We start from the raw sequence: 15,822 nt of genomic DNA on the forward strand, positions 1-15,822 counted from the left end.
GTTCAGACTGCTCCGGGCACGTCCTCCGTGACGCCGTTCAGCGGGGAGGACGGGTCGGTGCCGTACGGGCGGGTGATGATCTCCAGCCCGTGGCCCGCCGGGTCGAGGAAGTAGACGCCCCGGCCGCCGTCGTGGCGGTTGATCCGGCGCGGGTGGTTGCCGTGCGGGTCGGCCTGGATCGGGATCCGGGCCGCGACGAGACGGGCGAGGGCCTCGTCGAACTCGTCCTCGGAGACGAGGAACGCGTAGTGCTGCATGGGAATGTCGGCGTCGATGGTGAGAAAGTCCAGGGTGACGCCGTTGGCGGTCGTCACGGGCAGGAACACCCCGGCCGGCGCCCCGACCTCCAGCCCCAGGATCTCGGCGAGGAAGTGAGCGGACTTCTCCCGGTCACGGGACAGCACGATGGTGTGATTGAACTCGACAGACACGGTTGAATGCCTCCACGGGCATCTCCGCGGCGCCTCCATGCCTCACCCGGCCGGTGACCGGCACGCGATGCCGCGCCGTGGATCGTAGACAGGGGCGGCCGTGGCCGTCGAGCGGTTTTCGGCCGTGTCATGGCGCGTCCGCCCGCCCCGCACACCGCCCCCGCCGTCGCGGATGACCCTGACAATTGTCAGGACCGCGTCGCCCCTGGTCTCCCTACAGTTCTGAGCATCGGCCACACCGTTCAGGGGGAACTCGACATGACCACTCGCATCTTCGCCAGGGCCGCGCTCGCCGGCGCCGGGGCGCTCGCTCTGCTCGGCCCGCTCACCGCGGGGACCGCCGTCGCGTCCTCCGCGGGCGAGCAGGGCACCGTCCGCGTCATGGCCGCGCCGTACGCGGTCGTGCCGTACGAGACCGTCAACGTCCGCTCCGGACCGGCCCGCGCGTTCCCGAAGGTGGGTTCCGTGCCGGCGGGCCAGCCGCGCGGCGCCTACTGCTGGGAGCGCGGCGAGACGGTCAGCGACTACGGCATCACCAACAACGTCTGGGTCAAGCTCGCCGAGGGCTACGTCAGCGCCGTCTACCTCAAGGGCGACGAGTACGGCGACCTGCCCGCCTCGGCGAGTTGCTGACCCATGGCACGACACCGACCATCCGCACCACCGTCCTACGGGGGACAGACATGAAGCGACTCATCAGCCGTACCGCCATGGGCCTGGCCGCGGCGGCACTCGCCGTCGGCGGCCTCACCACGACCGCACAGGCCGCTCCGGCCGCCGTCGCCGACAACGGTGACCCGACCCTGACCGACGTCTACATCTGGGCGACCGACGTCAATCTGCGCCAGCAGCCGACCACCGACTCGCCCCGCCTCGCGGTCCGTTCGCAGTGGTGGGCGGACGCCGTGTGCCAGACGCAGGGCCAGATGGTGCACGACCCGGCCGTCGGCAGCAACAACTGGTGGACCGCTGTCCAGGAGTTCGCCGGCAGCGACATCGCCTGGGTGAACAACCTGTACATCCGGGGTGGCGAGAAGATCGCCGGCGTCCGGGACTGCTGACACCCCGTCCCCGCCACACGCCGCGCGGCGGGTCACCGGTCCTGCGGTGACCCGCCGCGCTCGTGGTGGCCGGGCTCAGCGACCCGTCCGGCCGGCGGTGGCGCGTGTGCGGCTCAGTACCAGCCGGTCGCGACCAGGTCGTGGCCGTCGCACGAGAGCAGGGCGCGCGAGACACGGCCGTTGAGGTTGTTGCCCATCTGCGTGTAGGCGTAGTTGATGCCCGGGTCGACGGTCTCGGAGACCCAGCCGTCGGCGCGTCCCACGCCGTTGTCGGAGCGCTGCAGCACGGCGGCGCAGTTGGCCCGCGAGTTCTCGATCCGGGCGAACGAGCCGCACTTGTCGGAGTAGAAGTACTTCAGGGCCATGCCCTCGGCGTACTTGGTGGGTCCGATCTGCCGGAACGTGCCCGAGCAGAAGGAGGTGGTGGGGTACTGCCCCTCCATGCCGTAGGCCCCGTAGTTGCCGCCCGAGTGCGGTGCGGCCTGGGCGGAGGTGGGCAGGAGCGCCATCACCGCGGCGGCGCCCCCGGCGGCCAGCAGTGTCCTGAGCGATCGACGGCTCATGAGTCCTCTTTCAGGTGGTCGGCGAGTGTTCTGGTCGTGCTGTGCCGACCGTAGGAGCCGTCACCGCGCCGGCGACACCTGACACTTGTCAGGGTCGGCCGCCGGGCCGGCTCACGAGCGCTCGGTCGCTGGTGCGGTAGCCGGCCGCCATGGGCGTGGGTGCCGTCGAGTTCGGCGGCCAGCCCGAAGTCGGCCAGCCACACCTGCCCGCCCGGGCCGAGCAGGACGTTGGCCGGTTTCAGGTCGCCGTGCACCCAGCCCGCGTCGTGCATGTGGGCGAGTCCGGCGGCGACTCCCCGCAGGATCCGGTCGGCGCCGTCGATCGGCCGGCCGGCCCCGGCGCCGTCCAGTACGTCCTTCAGGCTGGCCTCGGCACGGTCCATCACCAGTGCGACGGCGCCGTCCAGCGTGGGCAGCTCCGGTGCCTCGATGGTGCGCACGGCGTGGGTCCGGACGAGGTGCGGGTGGTCGGCCTCCGCGCTGAACCGGACCTCAAGCGCCACGAGTTCGCCGAGCGCGGCGCGGCGCGCTGTCCGGGCCCCAGAGCACCGGTCGGGAGCACCTTCACCGCCACGGGCGCGCCGTCGTCGCTGCCGCAGGCCTCGTACACGGTCCCCCAGCCGCCGGAGCCGATGATCGCGCCAAGCTCCCAGCCGTCGACGCGGAAGCCCTCGGGAAGGCGGGGCGGTGCGGGTGTCCGCAGGTCGTCGCCTCCGCCGGATCAGGTCATGCGCCGGCCCCCTGCGGGGCGAGGCGGCCCGCGCCGCGCGGCGGCAGCAGGCCGAGGTGCTCCTCGCGCACCAGGCCGAAGCGCAGGGCGACCGAGGCGAGCCGGGTGCGCTTGGCGCCGGTCGCGGTCTCCTCGCCCGGGTCCAGGCGCAGTTTCGCGAAGGCGAGGTAGTCGATGTGGTAGTTGACCGCCGAGCGGGTCAGGTCCCGGCACGTCTCCAGCGGCCGCAGCCGTTCCACGATCTGCCCGACCCCGGGCAGCGCCGAGCCGGAGGGGTCACGCAGCCGGGGTTCGCACAGGGCCACCAGGACGAGGAAGTACTTCGACGTCGGGTCCAGAGCGAAGGGGTGCACGGTCTGCTCACCACCGCCAGGTGCCGCCTGCTCGCCGAGGTAGGCGTGTTGTGGTGCGAACACCTTGAACGTGGCGGTGCCGGCCAGAGCGGGAAGCACGACGCGCGCGAACTCGAACGGCACGGGCGCGCCGAGCCGCCCGGGGGCCACGGTGAGGTACTCGCCGGCTCCCTCCAGGTTCTCCACCACGTACGACACGCTGCGGCTGAAGTTGGACAGCCGCCAGTAGTCCCCGGCCGCCTCCAGTTGCCCGGCACGGCGGGAGATCCCCGGATCGGTGAGGACGATGCGCACCGCGGGGTCACCGGGCGCGCCGCGGCCGAAGTCGGCGATGTCCCCGGGCCCCAGGTGGATGAGTTCGGGTCTGCCCGGCTGGGCCTCGCCCCACAGTGCGGGTCCGGGCAACTGCACGATGATGGTTTCCACGCGGACTCCCCCGCTGCCGACGCCCCCGATTTGGTCGCGAGGATTGTACGGGCGGGTTCCGCTCGTCGCGGAGGCGGCGGGGCCGGGGTCAGGCCACTGTTCCCGCGAGCACCCGGCGAGCCCCGAACTCCTCCTTCAGCCCGCGGGTACGGGCCCAGGTCGAGGCGCTCGGGGGGCGAGCGGGTCGTGGAGCGCGGCGAGCCGCGGATGGGCTGGGGGCGGCCACCGGTTTGTTTCGGCGGCCGCCCTGGCATGTCTCAGCCGAGGCAGACGACGACCAGGCAGAGTTCCTTCGGGTCCGAGTTCCCGCTGGAGGGGGGCGTCTCGGCGGGAGTGGGGCTGGCGGCGGGCGGGGGCGGCGCGGTGTCCGCGGACTGCTGGGTGTCGTGGCCGTCGTCGGCGGTGGGTGGTGTCGTCCGCTCGGTCACCGTCGACGGGGAATCTCCGGCGCCGCCGGCTGCGGAGCCGGCGGCGTCCGGGTCGGTGGTCCTCGGCTGCTGCGTCGTCTTCGGCAGGGCGCGGGGCGTGGAACCCGAGTCCGTCCGGGTGTCCGTCGGCGTGGTGCGGGCGGCACGGGGCTGCTCACGGTGCGAGGCCGGGGTGGTGGCGGGCGTGGGCGAGGAACGCGGGGTGTCGCGCCGGGACGACGTCGGTTCGGTGTACGTCGGCGCCTGCCCTCCGGTGCCGCCCATGGCCGTGTCGCCCGGGGCCGTGGCCGACTGCTTCGAGTCGGTGGCGTTCCCGTTCATGCCCGCAACGGTCAGCCCGCCGCCCACGAGCGCGAACGCGGTCGCCACCACGGCCCGGCGCTGGTTCTTCTTCCAGCGGGCCATCTGGCGCCGCCGTGCGGCGCGCCCCTGCGGCGGGGCCGTGAAGCCGCCGGTGGCGGTCGCGTCGGTGTCCGCGGTCCCGGAGCCGTCCGGCGTGTCCGCCGCGGGGGTCTTCGCCGGGCCGGCGGCGGACCCGGTGTGCGCGAGGTGGATCTCACGCGTGCCGGCGTCGGCTTCCTCCCACACGCTCGGGTCGTCCCACACGTTCCCGGCCTGCGAAGCGTTCTGGCCAAGCCGTGCGCCGGGGGCGGCGGAGGGGTCGATGTCCGGGGCGTAGGCGCCGCACCCCGGGCAGACCAAGGCGCCGTTGAGGTGCCGACGGCACGAGGAGCAGTAGTCCATGTGTGTGGTCTTCCCGATCTGGCTGTTCCGGCGGCTCGCCGGCCGCGGCCTGGTCACGTTCGTACGTGGGATCGAGCCGTAACGCTAACGAGACTTTGAAAGGGGAATGTGCAGCCTGTGTGACACCCCTGAGCAGATACTCGGGATCTCGCGTGTGCCATGAGTGACTCGTGAGTCAACGCGGTCCGGCGTGGGCATGCTCAGGCGCTCGCGGGCCACGGCCCGGCCGGCGACCCCCAGCGCACGCTCGTCGTCAACTCTCTTGATTTTCACGCGAACTGACGCACAACCCTTTGGACGCCGGGCGGGTCACATCATGCAGGAGCAACCATCTCGAAGAGTTGCAAGGGGGAAATATGAGATTCACCCGTTCTGTGCTGGCCGCGTCCGCCACGGCGGCCCTGTCGCTGGGGACCATGACCGCCCTGGCGTCGCCCGCCTCCGCCGCGCCCGACACCACTCCGCAGAGGGTCTGCGGAAGTGGCTACAAGACGGTCAACTCGGCGGCCGTCGGTTCGCTGGGGACGGTCTACCTGACCTACAACTCCTCCAACGGCAAGAACTGCGTCGCGACCATCCGCAACAACCCGGGCAAGGCCGTGAACATGTCCGCCTGGATCTACATCCCGGACACCGACGAGCACCACTACGACGAGGGGCTGTTCACCTCGTACGCCGGTCCCACCTACGCCTACGGCAAGGGCCACTGCGTGGACTGGGGTGGCAGCATCGCCGGCACGCATGTGCAGGTGTACGGCTCCAACTGCAGTGCCCTGAAGGAACACCGGGTCACGTTCACCCGCTGATCCACCCCTGAACCACCCTGAACCACCCCTGCCGGGCCATCACGTTCCCGCCGCCGTCGTGCGGGAAGGTGGTGGCCCGGCGCCGCTCACGCCTCGCCGCGCACCTTCATCACCGTCTTGTTGAGCACCCACAGCCCGATTCCGACGGCCAGCAGCACCCCCGCCCGGATGTAGACGCTCGCCGGCCGGTCGGACAACGGGCTGGCCAGGATCAGGGCGGTGACCGCGCCGACCACCGGCAGGGCGGTGGGCGTCCGGAAGTGCTGGTGCGCGACGCGGTCGCGACGCAGCACGAGGACGGTGACGTTGACGACGGCGAAGACGCACAGGAGCAGGAAGGACGTGGTGTCACCGAGGCCCTCGATCTCGCCGGTGGAGACCAGGCCGATGGCGAGGAGCGAGACGAAGACGATGCCGACGACGGGGGTGCGGCGCCGGGGCAGCACACGGCCCAGGGCACGGGGCAGGATGCGTTCGTTCGCCATGCCGTAGCACAGGCGGGACGCCATCATGATGTTGATCAGCGCCGAGTTGGTGACCGCGAACAGCGCGATCAGGGCGAAGAGCTTGGGCGGGAAGTCGATCCCGCCGGCCTTGACGACCTCCAGCAGCGGGCCGCTGGAGTCCTCCAGCACGCGGTAGTCGACGAGCAGGGAGGAGACCAGGGCGACCAGGACGTAGATGGTGCCGGTGACGGCCACGCCGATGAAGATGGCGCGCGGGAACGTCCGCACCGGATCCTTGGTCTCCTCGGCCATGTTGACGGAGTCCTCGAAGCCCACGAAGGCGAAGAAACCGAGCGCTGTCGCCCCCAGCACGCTGGTGAGCAGCGCGAAGCCGGTGCCCTCCGCCTGGAACTCGCCGAGTCGTGAGGGCTCACCGTCGCCGGTCAGGACGGCCCAGGCCCCGATCGTGAGAATGATCAGCAGACCGGTCAGCTCGACGAGGGTGAGCACCACGTTGGTCTTCACGGACTCCGCCACACCACGCAGGTTGAGCGCCGCCAGGGCGAGGATGAACAGGATCGCGACGAGGGTGGGCGGGAGGAGGTCCGTGAACTCGGAGAGGTAGTCCCCGCTGAAGGCACGGGCCGCCGCGCTCGCCGAGGAGAGGCCCGAGCACATGACCATGAAGGCGACGATGAAGGTGAGGAACGGGACCTGGAACGCCTTCTGCGTGTAGAGCGCGGCCCCGGCCGCCTTCGGGTACTTGCCGACGAGTTCGACGTACGAGGCGGCTGTCAGGACGGCCACCACGAATCCGATGACGAACGGCAGCCACAGCGCTCCGCCCACCTTGCCGGCGACCTGGCCGGTGGTGGCGTAGATGCCGGTGCCGAGGATGTCGCCGATGACGAACAGGACCAGCAGTCCGGGCCCGATGGCGCGCCGCAGCGGGGTGCCGTCGTCCCCTCTCTGCGGGTCAGCGGCTGCGTCCTTGTCGGTTGTGGACACGAGGGCTCCCTGAGGCGTTCGGCGCTGAAGAAGGTACGTCTCACCTGCCCACCGGCTCGGGCGGTGATGCATCGGCCCACCGCAGAGCTCGTTGACGCGCCGCCGGGCGTCCCGGTCAGGCCCAGGCCGTCACCGGCACGAACGAGCTGTCCTGCCGGAACAGGTCGGTTCCGTTCGAGCGCTCCACGCGGAGCTGGTAGGCGTAGTGGCGCAGGTAGTGCCCCGGGTAGTTGTACGACTCGAAGCGGACGGAGCCCGAGGCCGCTCCGGCCCGGAGGAAGAACGTGGCGTCCTCGGCGAACGTTCTGGTGCCGTCGTTCCGGTCGAAGCGGGCGCGGAAGTCCCAGTGGCGCAGGTGATTGCCGGCCGCGTCCCGGAAGGAGCAGCCGCTCGCGTCCGCCAGGCCGGCGACGACCGTGAAGGTGGCGGCCTGCTTCTCGGCGGTGGTGCTGGAGCCGCTGACTACGGGGAGGTTGAGGAGCGCGGACTGCTGCTGCCAGTAGCGGGTCGGGTAGTTGGCCGAGCGGAACGAGCGGGTGACGTTCCTCGCCAGGTCCGGGCCGCCCGGCACCGTCTCCTTGACCACCGTGAAGTGCCGCGCCGTTCCGGAGATCGCGGGCAGCGCGGCCGGCGCGGACCAGGTCGCGAAGGTGTCGTGGCTGTCGCTGTAGTAGTAGTTCCCGTCGCCGTAGCCGTCGAAGAAGATCCGCCATCCCCCGTTGTCCAGCTGTACCAGCGCGGGGCCCTCCCGGTAGCTGCCCCAGCCCGCCCAGTCGCCCGTTCTGCGGATCGTGTACGGGCCGTCGAGACGGGAGGCGGTGGCGTACTCGATGTACTTCGTCGTCTCGTTCTTCGGGAAGGCGTGGTACGTCGAGCCGATCTTCACGATGAACGTGTCGATGTGATTGGCGCCGATGCCCGACAGCGCCACCGGGGGACTCCACGCGGTCAGGGCGGAGTTGGCGGCCCTCAGCCGGTAGGGCGTGAAGATCCACTCGTCGTTCGTGGTGGAGCAGGACACGATGATGTTGACGCTGCCGTCGCTGTCGACGAACCACTCGGGCGCCCAGGCGCGGGAGAGGTTGGCGACGGGGACGGTGTAGTCGTAGAGAAACGTCCAGTTGACGCGGTCGGAGCTGCGGGCGAAGCCGATGGTCGTGCTGGGGTCCTGCCAGGTGCGTGTCGTGTAGGTGACGTAGTGGTAGCCGTCGGTGTGTCTGAGGATGCTCGCGTCGCGGATCCGGCCGGCGGGCGGGGTGTACGCGGAGGCCCGCACCAGCCGGAAGTCGGTGGCGTCGTCCGCCTGGTAGACGTTGACCGTGCCGTCGTCGCCGTTGAGGAACGGCACGATCGTGTAGCGCGTGGCGGAGCCGTTCGGGGGTGCGGCGGCCAGGGAACCGCCGAGCATCCCGGGAGCTTCGCCCAGCAGCGCCGCCGAGGCGGGCAGGACGGTCAGGGCGCGCAGCAGGGTACGGCGGGACGGGGCGGGTCGTGGGGTCACAGGGGGCTCTCCATGAGACACGGGGATCGATATACCGAACAAGGTTCGGAAAGCCGATCAGCGGTGGGGCACAGAAAGTAAGGGCGGGGCCCGGAGGCGTCAATGGTTTGAACAGGAGCGGATGAGCCCAGTGGGGTAGAAGGTGAGCTGTGGGTGAATTTCCACTTGGGCCGTCGGCGTTCCGCCAGCGGCCCCCGGACGTTACCGTTCGGTAGAAAAGTTGTTCGCGGAGGTGCCCGTATGACGCTCGACCGTTCGGCAGGCCTGGCGGAGACCGCCCGTGCGCTGGCCGCCGGGGAAGTGACGTCCCGGGTGCTGGTCGAGCGGACCCTGGCGCGGATCGAGGCCACGCAGGACAGCATCAACGCCTTCCGGATCGTCCGGGCCGAAGCGGCGCTGGCCGAGGCCGATGCGGCCGACCGGGAACTGGCCGCCGGTACGCGGCTGCCGCTGCTCGGAGTGCCCGTGGCGGTGAAGGACGACATGGACGTGGCCGGCGAGCCGACCGCCTTCGGCTGCTGCGGGGAGTTCCCGCCGGTCGCCGAGGACGGCGAGGCGGTGCGGCGGCTGCGCGCGGCTGGTGCCGTGATCGTCGGCAAGACCAACACCTGCGAGTTCGGCCAGTGGCCCTTCACCGAGGGGCCCGCGTTCGGGGCGACCCGCAATCCGTGGAACACGGATCACACGCCCGGCGGGTCCTCGGGCGGTTCGGCCGCCGCGGTCGCCGCCGGTCTGGTGCCCGCCGCGCTCGGCTCGGACGGGGCCGGCTCGGTGCGGATCCCGGCCGCCTGGACCCATCTGGTCGGCGTCAAACCGCAGCGCGGCCGCATCTCCACCTGGCCGCGCGGCGAGTCCTTCCAGGGCATCACCGTCAACGGCACCCTGGCCCGCACGGTCGCCGACGCCGCACTCCTGCTGGACGCGGCGAGCGGCAACCACGCGCGGGACCCGCACCGGCCCCCGGCTGTCGACCTGTTGCCGGTCATCGGCCGAGACCCCGGGCGGCTGCGCATCGCGCTCTCCCTGAAGCCACCGTTCACGGCCGTGCCCGCCCGGCTCCGTCCCGAGGTACGGGCCCGGGTCGTCGCGCTCGCCGAGCGCCTCGCGGCGGCGGGGCACACGGTCGAGGAGGCGGACCCGCCGTACGGCCAGATCGGGCTGACCTTCGTGCCCCGGGCGACGGCCGGGATCGCCGAGCGGGTGGACGAGGCGCCCTTCCCGGCGCTGCTGGACCGGCGCACCCGGGGCGCGGCCCGGCTGGGCCGGCTGCTCGGCGGGGCACCGCTGCGGGTGGCCCGGCGGGCGGAGGCCGTGCTGCACCGCCGGATCGGCGCGTTCTTCACCTCGTACGACGTGGTCCTCGCGCCCACCACCGCCGCTCCCCCGCCCCGGATCGGCGCCCTGCTCGAACTCAGCGGTTTCGCCACCGACCGGGCGATGATCGCCGCCTGCCCGTACGCCTGGCCGTGGAACGTACTGGGCTGGCCGGGTGTCAACGTGCCCGCCGGTTTCACGGCGGACGGTCTGCCGGTCGGCGCGCAGTTGCTCGGCCCGGCGAACAGCGAGCCGCTGCTGCTGCAGGTGGCCGCGCAGCTGGAGTCCGAGCTGCGCTGGTGCGAGAAGTGGCCCGATCCTCCGGTCACGGCCCGCTCCGCCGCCGCCTGACGCGGGCCCCGCCGCTCCACGGGCCGGCCGCGCTTGCGCCGGCGGACGGCGAGTGACCCTCCCCACGCCGCTCACCGGGGCAGCGCCTAAGGTGCCTTCCGTGAGCACGATCGCCGACGGACACGTCCCGGGCCGTCACGGCCCCACCGCCACCACCCAGGCCGACCCGCGCGAGGTGGGCCGGGTCCGCACCGAGTACTCGCCCGCGCACGACGGCGACCCCGACCCGGGGGAGATCGTCTGGACGTGGGTCCCGTTCGAGGAGAACGACGGCCGGGGCAAGGACCGCCCGGTGCTCGTCGTCGCACGCGAGGCGGGCGGTACGTTCCTCGCGGTCCAGCTGTCCAGCAAGAGCCACTCCGGTGACCGGGAGTGGGTACCGATCGGCAGCGGCCCGTGGGACCGGTCGGGCCGCGACTCGTGGGTCGCCGTGGACCGCGTCCTGCGCCTGCACGAACAGGGCATGCGCCGGGAGGCCTGCGCGCTGGACCGGATGCGCTTCAACGCGGTCAGACACCGCCTGCGGGAGCGGTACGGCTGGAGCTGAGAACCCTCTCGAAGGCTCCCCGCACCACACCGCCCGGCGTCCGGTCCGGAAGGGGCGCGGGGAACTGCGCGATCAGGCACAGCGCACCCGCACCGAGTACGGACCGGAAGACCCGAGTTCTCGGTACTGGCCGTGACAGGCGCAGCAACGCGAAGTTCGGCACGATCGGCGTCTCGGTCACCCGTACGGCGGACACCGGCAGCGGTCGCGGTCCGTACACGCGGGTGCCCTCGCACACCACCCGGAGTGCCGTCGCGACCGACACCTGGGGCCCGTCCGGGACCCGGTGGCACCCCGCACCCCGACGCCACGATCTTCTCGGTCTGCCGCGCGATGCCCCGCAGGCGCACGCTCACGGCGCCACCCCCGTGCGCGCCGTGAGCGCGTGCCGCGCGGGCCGATCTTGTCGTGCTCACGCAGGCATCGTGCGTGATGCCGGAGCCACGGCGCAACGGAGTTTCCGCCGCCGGAGCACACCGGGGAAAGCACCCGGATACCCCGGCCGACCGGGATGACCGCCGCGGAACGCCCTGGTTGGCCCCCTTGTGCCGAGCCGCGCGAGAGTCTTGGGTGGGACGAGTGATTCCGGCCCGGGCCGTCATGAAGCCCGGACCGGTGGCATGGTGGAATCTCAGGAGGATCCAGACATGTCCGATGCGTCAACTGCCCCGGCGGGTGGCTGTTCCGAGCCTCACCCGGGTTTGCACGAAGCCGAGGTCGAGGCCCTGGTCCGCGGCATCTGCTTCAAGACCGGCCCACCGCGCCGCATCGGCGTCGAGGTGGAATGGCTCATCCACGAGCTGTGCTCACCGCAGCTCCCCGTCACACTCGAACGGCTGGAAGCGGCCTATGCCGCGCTGCGGGCCCTGCCCCTGAGGTCGGCGCTCACCGTGGAGCCCGGCGGCCAGCTGGAGCTCAGCTCGCCCCCCGCCGCCTCACTGACGGAATGCATCGCCACCGTCTCCGCCGACCTCGACGCCGTCCGCGCGGCCCTGCGCGACGACGGCCTCACGCTCGTCGGCCTCGGCCACGATCCCTGGCACGAACCCCGCCGGTTCCTGCGCGAACCGCGCTACGACGCCATGGAGGCCTGCCTCGACCGCACCGGCCCGGCAGGCCGCGCCATGATGTGCACCTCCGCCTCCGTGCAGGTGTGCCTGGACGCCGGCCACGAGGAGCCGGGGCCCCTGGGCTTCGTGCGGCGCTGGTGGCTGGCCCATCACCTGGGCCCGGTGCTGCTGGCCGCGTTCGCCAACTCACCCCTCGCCGGTCACCGGCCGACCGGCTGGGTGTCCACCCGGCAGCTGCTGTGGACACGGATCGGCGCGGGCCGGGCGGGCGGACCGGCCCTCGACAGCGACCCGCGCGGCGCCTGGGCCCGGCACGTGCTCGACTCCCCCGTGATGTGCGTACGGCGGCAGGACGACGGCGGTCCCTGGCACGTCCCGGAGGATCTCACCTTCCGGGAATGGACTCGGAAGGGGCACCCCAGGCCGCCCACCCGCGAGGACCTCGACTACCACGTCACCACACTGTTCCCGCCGGTCAGGCCGCGCGGCCACCTCGAACTGCGCATGATCGACGCGCAGCCCGGCGACGACGGGTGGATCGTGCCGCTGGCCGTGACGGCGGCGCTGTTCGACGACCCGGAGGCCGCCGAGACCGCCTACCGGGCCGCGAAGCCGCTGGGCGAGCGCACGCTGGGCCTGCCCGCGCCGCACAACCCGCTGTGGCGCGACGCGGCCCGCACCGGCCTGGCCGACACCGAACTGCGCGAGGTGGCCGTCTCGTGCTTCACGGCCGCTCTGGACGCCCTGCCGAGGCTCGGCGCCGCGCCCGGGGTGACGGCCGCCGTCGCGGCCCATCTGGACCACTACGTCGTCCGGGGCCGCTGCCCCGCGGACGACCTCCTCGAACGGCAGCGCGCCACGGACGGTCGCGCCCACGGGAAGGACATCCGCCCATGACCGACACCAGCCCCGCCGCCGGCACCGGGACGGCCGACCCCGAGGCACTGCGCGAGCGCGCGGTCGCCTCGCTGGTCGTCGCCCGCGAACGCACCATGCTGCTGACGAGCTGCGTCGAGGAACCCGACCTGACCGCGCAGCACTCCCCGCTGATGTCGCCCCTGGTGTGGGACCTCGCGCACATCGGCAACCAGGAGGAGCAGTGGCTGCTGCGGGCCGTCGCCGGGCAGGAGGCGATCCGGCCCGAGATCGACAGCCTCTACGACGCCTTCGAGCACCCGAGGGCCGACCGGCCGAAACTGCCCCTGCTCGCACCCGCCGAGGCACGCGGCTACGCGGCCGACGTACGCGGCCGGGTCCTGGACGTGCTGGAGAAGGCCGCGTTCCACGGGACACGGCTGACGGAGGCCGGGTTCGCCTTCGGGATGATCGCGCAGCACGAACAGCAGCACGACGAGACCATGCTGATCACTCACCAGCTGCGCCGCGGACCGCAGGCGCTCACCGCGCCCGACCCGGAGCCGGCGCCCCTGTTCACCGGCCCGCCCGAAGTCCTCGTCCCGGGCGGCCCGTTCACCATGGGCACCTCCGATGAGCCGTGGGCCCTGGACAACGAACGCCCCGCGCACCGGCGTGAGGTGCCGGCGTTCTGGATCGACACCACCCCGGTGACGAACGGCGCGTACCAGGCGTTCATCGAGGACGGCGGCTACGACGACCCGCGCTGGTGGGATCCGGACGGCTGGGCCCACATCCGCCGGAACTCCATCGCGCACCCGCTGTTCTGGCGGCGGGACGGCGGGCAATGGCTGCGGCGTCGCTTCGGCGTGACCGAGGTCGTTCCGCCGGACGAGCCGGTGCTGCACGTGTGCTGGTACGAGGCGGACGCCTACGCCCGCTGGGCCGGACGCCGGCTGCCCACGGAGACCGAGTGGGAGAAGGCGGCCCGGTACGACCCGGCAGGTGACCGCTCGATGCGCTACCCGTGGGGCGACGCCGACCCCGGTCCCGAACACGCCAACCTCGGCCAGCGGCACCTGCGTCCGGCGCCCGCCGGCAGCTACCCGGCCGGCGAGTCGCCGCTCGGCGTACGGCAGCTGATCGGCGACGTGTGGGAGTGGACGGCGAGCGACTTCCTGCCCTACCCGGGGTTCAGGGCATTCCCGTACCGGGAGTACTCGGAGGTCTTCTTCGGGTCCGACCACAAGGTGCTGCGCGGCGGTTCGTTCGCCGTGGACCCGGTGGCCTGCCGTGGCACGTTCCGCAACTGGGACTACCCGATCCGCCGGCAGATCTTCTCCGGGTTCCGCACCGCCCGCTCGGAGGACGTCTGATGTGCCGCCACGTGGCGTACGTGGGGCCCGGGGAGCCGCTCGGCCGGCTCCTGGTGGAGCCCCCGCACGGGCTGTACCGGCAGTCGTGGGCGCCCCGGCGGCAGCGCTACGGCACCGTCAACGCCGACGGGTTCGGCGTCGGCTGGTACGCCGAGGGCGACCCGGTGCCCGCCCGCTACCGCCGGGCCGGGCCGATCTGGGCCGATGTGTCCTTCGCCGACCTCGCCCGCGTCGTACGCACCACCGCGCTGCTCGCCGCGGTCCGGGACGCGACCCTGTCGGGCGCGGACGCGGAGGCCGCGGCCGCCCCGTTCGCCGCGGGGGCCTGGCTGTTCAGCCACAACGGCGCGGTCAGGGGCTGGCCCGGCTCGCTCGCGCAGGTGTCCCGCACCCTGCCGCCGGAGGACCTGCTGTCGCTGGAGGCCCGCAACGACTCGGCGCTCGTGTGGGCACTGGTCCTGGCCCGGCTGCGGAGCGGCGACGAGCAGGGCCAGGCCCTGGCCGACACGGTCCTGGAGGTCGCCGCCGCAGCGCCCGGTTCGCGGCTCAACCTGCTGCTCACCGACGGCGACACCATCACCGCCACCGCCTGGGGCGACACCCTCTGGCACCTCACCCGGCCCGGCGGCGGCACCGTCGTGGCCTCCGAGCCCTACGACGACGACCCGCACTGGAAGGAAGTCCCGGACCGCACCCTGCTGACGGCCGGCCGCACGGACGTGCTGCTGACGCCGCTGAAGGAGCCGGCCGACGCCTTCACGCCGTCCCCGAAGGAGCCCCGCACGTGAGCCCGTTCCACGTCACCCGCACCCTGCCCGAGGACGCCACGGACGCCGCGCTGCGCGCCGACGTCCACCGGGGTCTGACCGGCACACCTAAGACGCTGCCGCCGAAGTGGTTCTACGACGCGCACGGCAGCGACCTGTTCGAGAAGATCACCGAACTGCCCGAGTACTACCCCACCCGCGCCGAGCGGGAGATCCTTCGCGCCCGCTCCGGCGACATCGCCGAGGCGATCCGGGCCCGCACCCTGGTCGAGCTGGGCTCCGGTTCGTCCGAGAAGACCCGGCACCTGCTCGACGCCCTTGCGGACCTGCACACCTACGTCCCCGTCGACGTCAGTGAGAGCGCCCTCACCCAGGCCGGGCAGGCTCTCGCGGAAGAGCGGCCGGGACTCGACGTGCACGCGCTGATCGCCGACTTCACCACGCAGCTGACGCTGCCGGACACCCCAGGGCCCCGGCTGGTGGCGTTCCTCGGCGGCACGATCGGCAACCTGCTGCCCGCCGAACGGGCCGCGTTCCTGGCGTCGGTGCGTGCTCTGCTCGCCCCCGGTGACGCCCTGTTGCTGGGCACCGACCTGGTCAAGGACGAGGGGGTGCTGGTCCGGGCGTACGACGACGCGGCCGGGGTGACGTCCGCGTTCAACAAGAACGTCCTGACCGTGATCAACCGTGAGCTCGGCGCCGACTTCGAGCCCGCCGCGTTCGACCACGTGGCCCGGTGGGACGCCGAGCACGAGTGGATCGAGATGCGGCTGCGCTCCCGTACGGCGCAGACGGTGAAGGTGCCGGCGCTCGGCCTCGCCGTCGACTTCGCGGCGGGCGAGGAGCTGCGCACCGAGGTGTCGGCGAAGTTCCGGCGGGAGGGCGTGCGCGCCGAACTGTTCACGGCCGGGCTGGACCTGGCGCACTGGTGGACGGACGGCGCGGGCCGGTTCGCGCTGTCGCTGAGCGTGGCGCGCTGACACCGGTGTCCCCTTCGGCGGCGGCGCGGCGCGAGGTGACGTCTCGCGCTTCGCCGCCGCTTGGG

The 15,822-nt window shown here is 72.4% G+C and carries 16 protein-coding genes; 9 read left to right on the forward strand and 7 right to left on the reverse strand.

The window, feature by feature from the left end; genetic code table 11:
* Positions 1–2: 2 nt before the first annotated feature.
* The gene (locus IE212_RS04410) at positions 3–431 is read right to left on the reverse strand and encodes a VOC family protein (protein WP_190196343.1); all 429 of its coding nucleotides are present in this window, start codon (positions 429–431) and stop codon (positions 3–5) included.
* A gap of 258 nt (positions 432–689) precedes the next feature.
* On the opposite strand from IE212_RS04410, the gene IE212_RS04415 reads away from it, so the two are divergent.
* Both IE212_RS04415 and IE212_RS04420 read left to right on the forward strand, forming a co-directional pair.
* On the forward strand, positions 690–1,064 hold the full coding sequence (locus IE212_RS04415; protein WP_190196344.1) for an SH3 domain-containing protein: 375 nt from the start codon (positions 690–692) through the stop codon (positions 1,062–1,064).
* A 50-nt stretch (positions 1,065–1,114) separates the two neighbouring features.
* Positions 1,115–1,492 (forward strand): peptidase M23, encoded by a 378-nt coding sequence (locus tag IE212_RS04420; RefSeq protein WP_190196345.1) that lies wholly within the window; start codon positions 1,115–1,117, stop codon positions 1,490–1,492.
* A gap of 113 nt (positions 1,493–1,605) precedes the next feature.
* On the opposite strand, the gene IE212_RS04425 is transcribed toward IE212_RS04420, so the two are convergent.
* The 4 genes from IE212_RS04425 to IE212_RS04440 all read right to left on the reverse strand — a co-directional run bounded on the left by IE212_RS04425 (position 1,606) and on the right by IE212_RS04440 (position 4,736).
* Positions 1,606–2,055, reverse strand: a complete 450-nt coding sequence (locus IE212_RS04425) for a hypothetical protein (RefSeq protein WP_190196346.1) — start codon at positions 2,053–2,055, stop codon at positions 1,606–1,608.
* The gene (locus IE212_RS04430) at positions 2,052–2,558 is read right to left on the reverse strand and encodes a protein kinase domain-containing protein (RefSeq protein ID WP_229864048.1); all 507 of its coding nucleotides are present in this window, start codon (positions 2,556–2,558) and stop codon (positions 2,052–2,054) included. Before IE212_RS04430 ends, IE212_RS04425 begins: the two co-directional genes overlap by 4 nt.
* 223 nt (positions 2,559–2,781) lie before the next feature.
* Positions 2,782–3,564, reverse strand: a complete 783-nt coding sequence (locus IE212_RS04435; protein ID WP_190196347.1) for an FHA domain-containing protein — start codon at positions 3,562–3,564, stop codon at positions 2,782–2,784.
* Positions 3,565–3,821: 257 nt separating this feature from the next.
* Positions 3,822–4,736, reverse strand: a complete 915-nt coding sequence (locus IE212_RS04440) for an SCO2400 family protein (RefSeq protein ID WP_190196348.1) — start codon at positions 4,734–4,736, stop codon at positions 3,822–3,824.
* A 356-nt stretch (positions 4,737–5,092) separates the two neighbouring features.
* Between IE212_RS04440 and IE212_RS04445 the strand changes: the two genes are divergently transcribed.
* Positions 5,093–5,542 (forward strand): spore-associated protein, encoded by a 450-nt coding sequence (locus tag IE212_RS04445; RefSeq protein WP_190196349.1) that lies wholly within the window; start codon positions 5,093–5,095, stop codon positions 5,540–5,542.
* Positions 5,543–5,628: 86 nt separating this feature from the next.
* On the opposite strand, the gene IE212_RS04450 is transcribed toward IE212_RS04445, so the two are convergent.
* Entirely contained in the window at positions 5,629–6,996 is a 1,368-nt protein-coding gene (locus tag IE212_RS04450) for an APC family permease (RefSeq protein WP_190196350.1), read from the reverse strand.
* Between the two features lie 115 nt (positions 6,997–7,111).
* A complete protein-coding gene (locus IE212_RS04455) occupies positions 7,112–8,497 on the reverse strand; it encodes a glycoside hydrolase family 43 protein (protein ID WP_190196351.1) in 1,386 nt (461 codons plus the stop codon).
* Between the two features lie 240 nt (positions 8,498–8,737).
* Here IE212_RS04455 and IE212_RS04460 point away from each other — a divergent pair, with 240 nt between their 5' ends.
* The 6 genes from IE212_RS04460 to egtD all read left to right on the forward strand — a co-directional run bounded on the left by IE212_RS04460 (position 8,738) and on the right by egtD (position 15,757).
* Complete coding sequence (locus IE212_RS04460; protein ID WP_190196352.1) at positions 8,738–10,162, forward strand: amidase; 1,425 nt, start codon at positions 8,738–8,740, stop codon at positions 10,160–10,162.
* Positions 10,163–10,262: 100 nt separating this feature from the next.
* Positions 10,263–10,709, forward strand: a complete 447-nt coding sequence (locus tag IE212_RS04465) for a type II toxin-antitoxin system PemK/MazF family toxin (protein ID WP_190196353.1) — start codon at positions 10,263–10,265, stop codon at positions 10,707–10,709.
* Between the two features lie 647 nt (positions 10,710–11,356).
* Positions 11,357–12,676 carry an ergothioneine biosynthesis glutamate--cysteine ligase EgtA gene (gene egtA / locus IE212_RS04470; protein WP_190196354.1) on the forward strand — a complete coding sequence of 440 codons (1,320 nt, stop codon included), beginning with the start codon at positions 11,357–11,359 and terminating at the stop codon, positions 12,674–12,676.
* Complete coding sequence (gene egtB, locus IE212_RS04475) at positions 12,673–14,010, forward strand: ergothioneine biosynthesis protein EgtB (protein ID WP_190196355.1); 1,338 nt, start codon at positions 12,673–12,675, stop codon at positions 14,008–14,010. The genes egtA and egtB overlap by 4 nt, the downstream gene beginning before the upstream one ends.
* A complete protein-coding gene (gene egtC / locus IE212_RS04480; RefSeq protein WP_190196356.1) occupies positions 14,010–14,798 on the forward strand; it encodes an ergothioneine biosynthesis protein EgtC in 789 nt (262 codons plus the stop codon). The genes egtB and egtC overlap by 1 nt, the downstream gene beginning before the upstream one ends.
* On the forward strand, positions 14,795–15,757 hold the full coding sequence (gene egtD / locus IE212_RS04485) for an L-histidine N(alpha)-methyltransferase (protein WP_190196357.1): 963 nt from the start codon (positions 14,795–14,797) through the stop codon (positions 15,755–15,757). Before egtC ends, egtD begins: the two co-directional genes overlap by 4 nt.
* Positions 15,758–15,822 lie beyond the last annotated feature (65 nt).

Origin of the sequence: Streptomyces djakartensis, from assembly GCF_014651075.1 — a bacterium.
Classification (GTDB): domain Bacteria; phylum Actinomycetota; class Actinomycetes; order Streptomycetales; family Streptomycetaceae; genus Streptomyces; species Streptomyces djakartensis.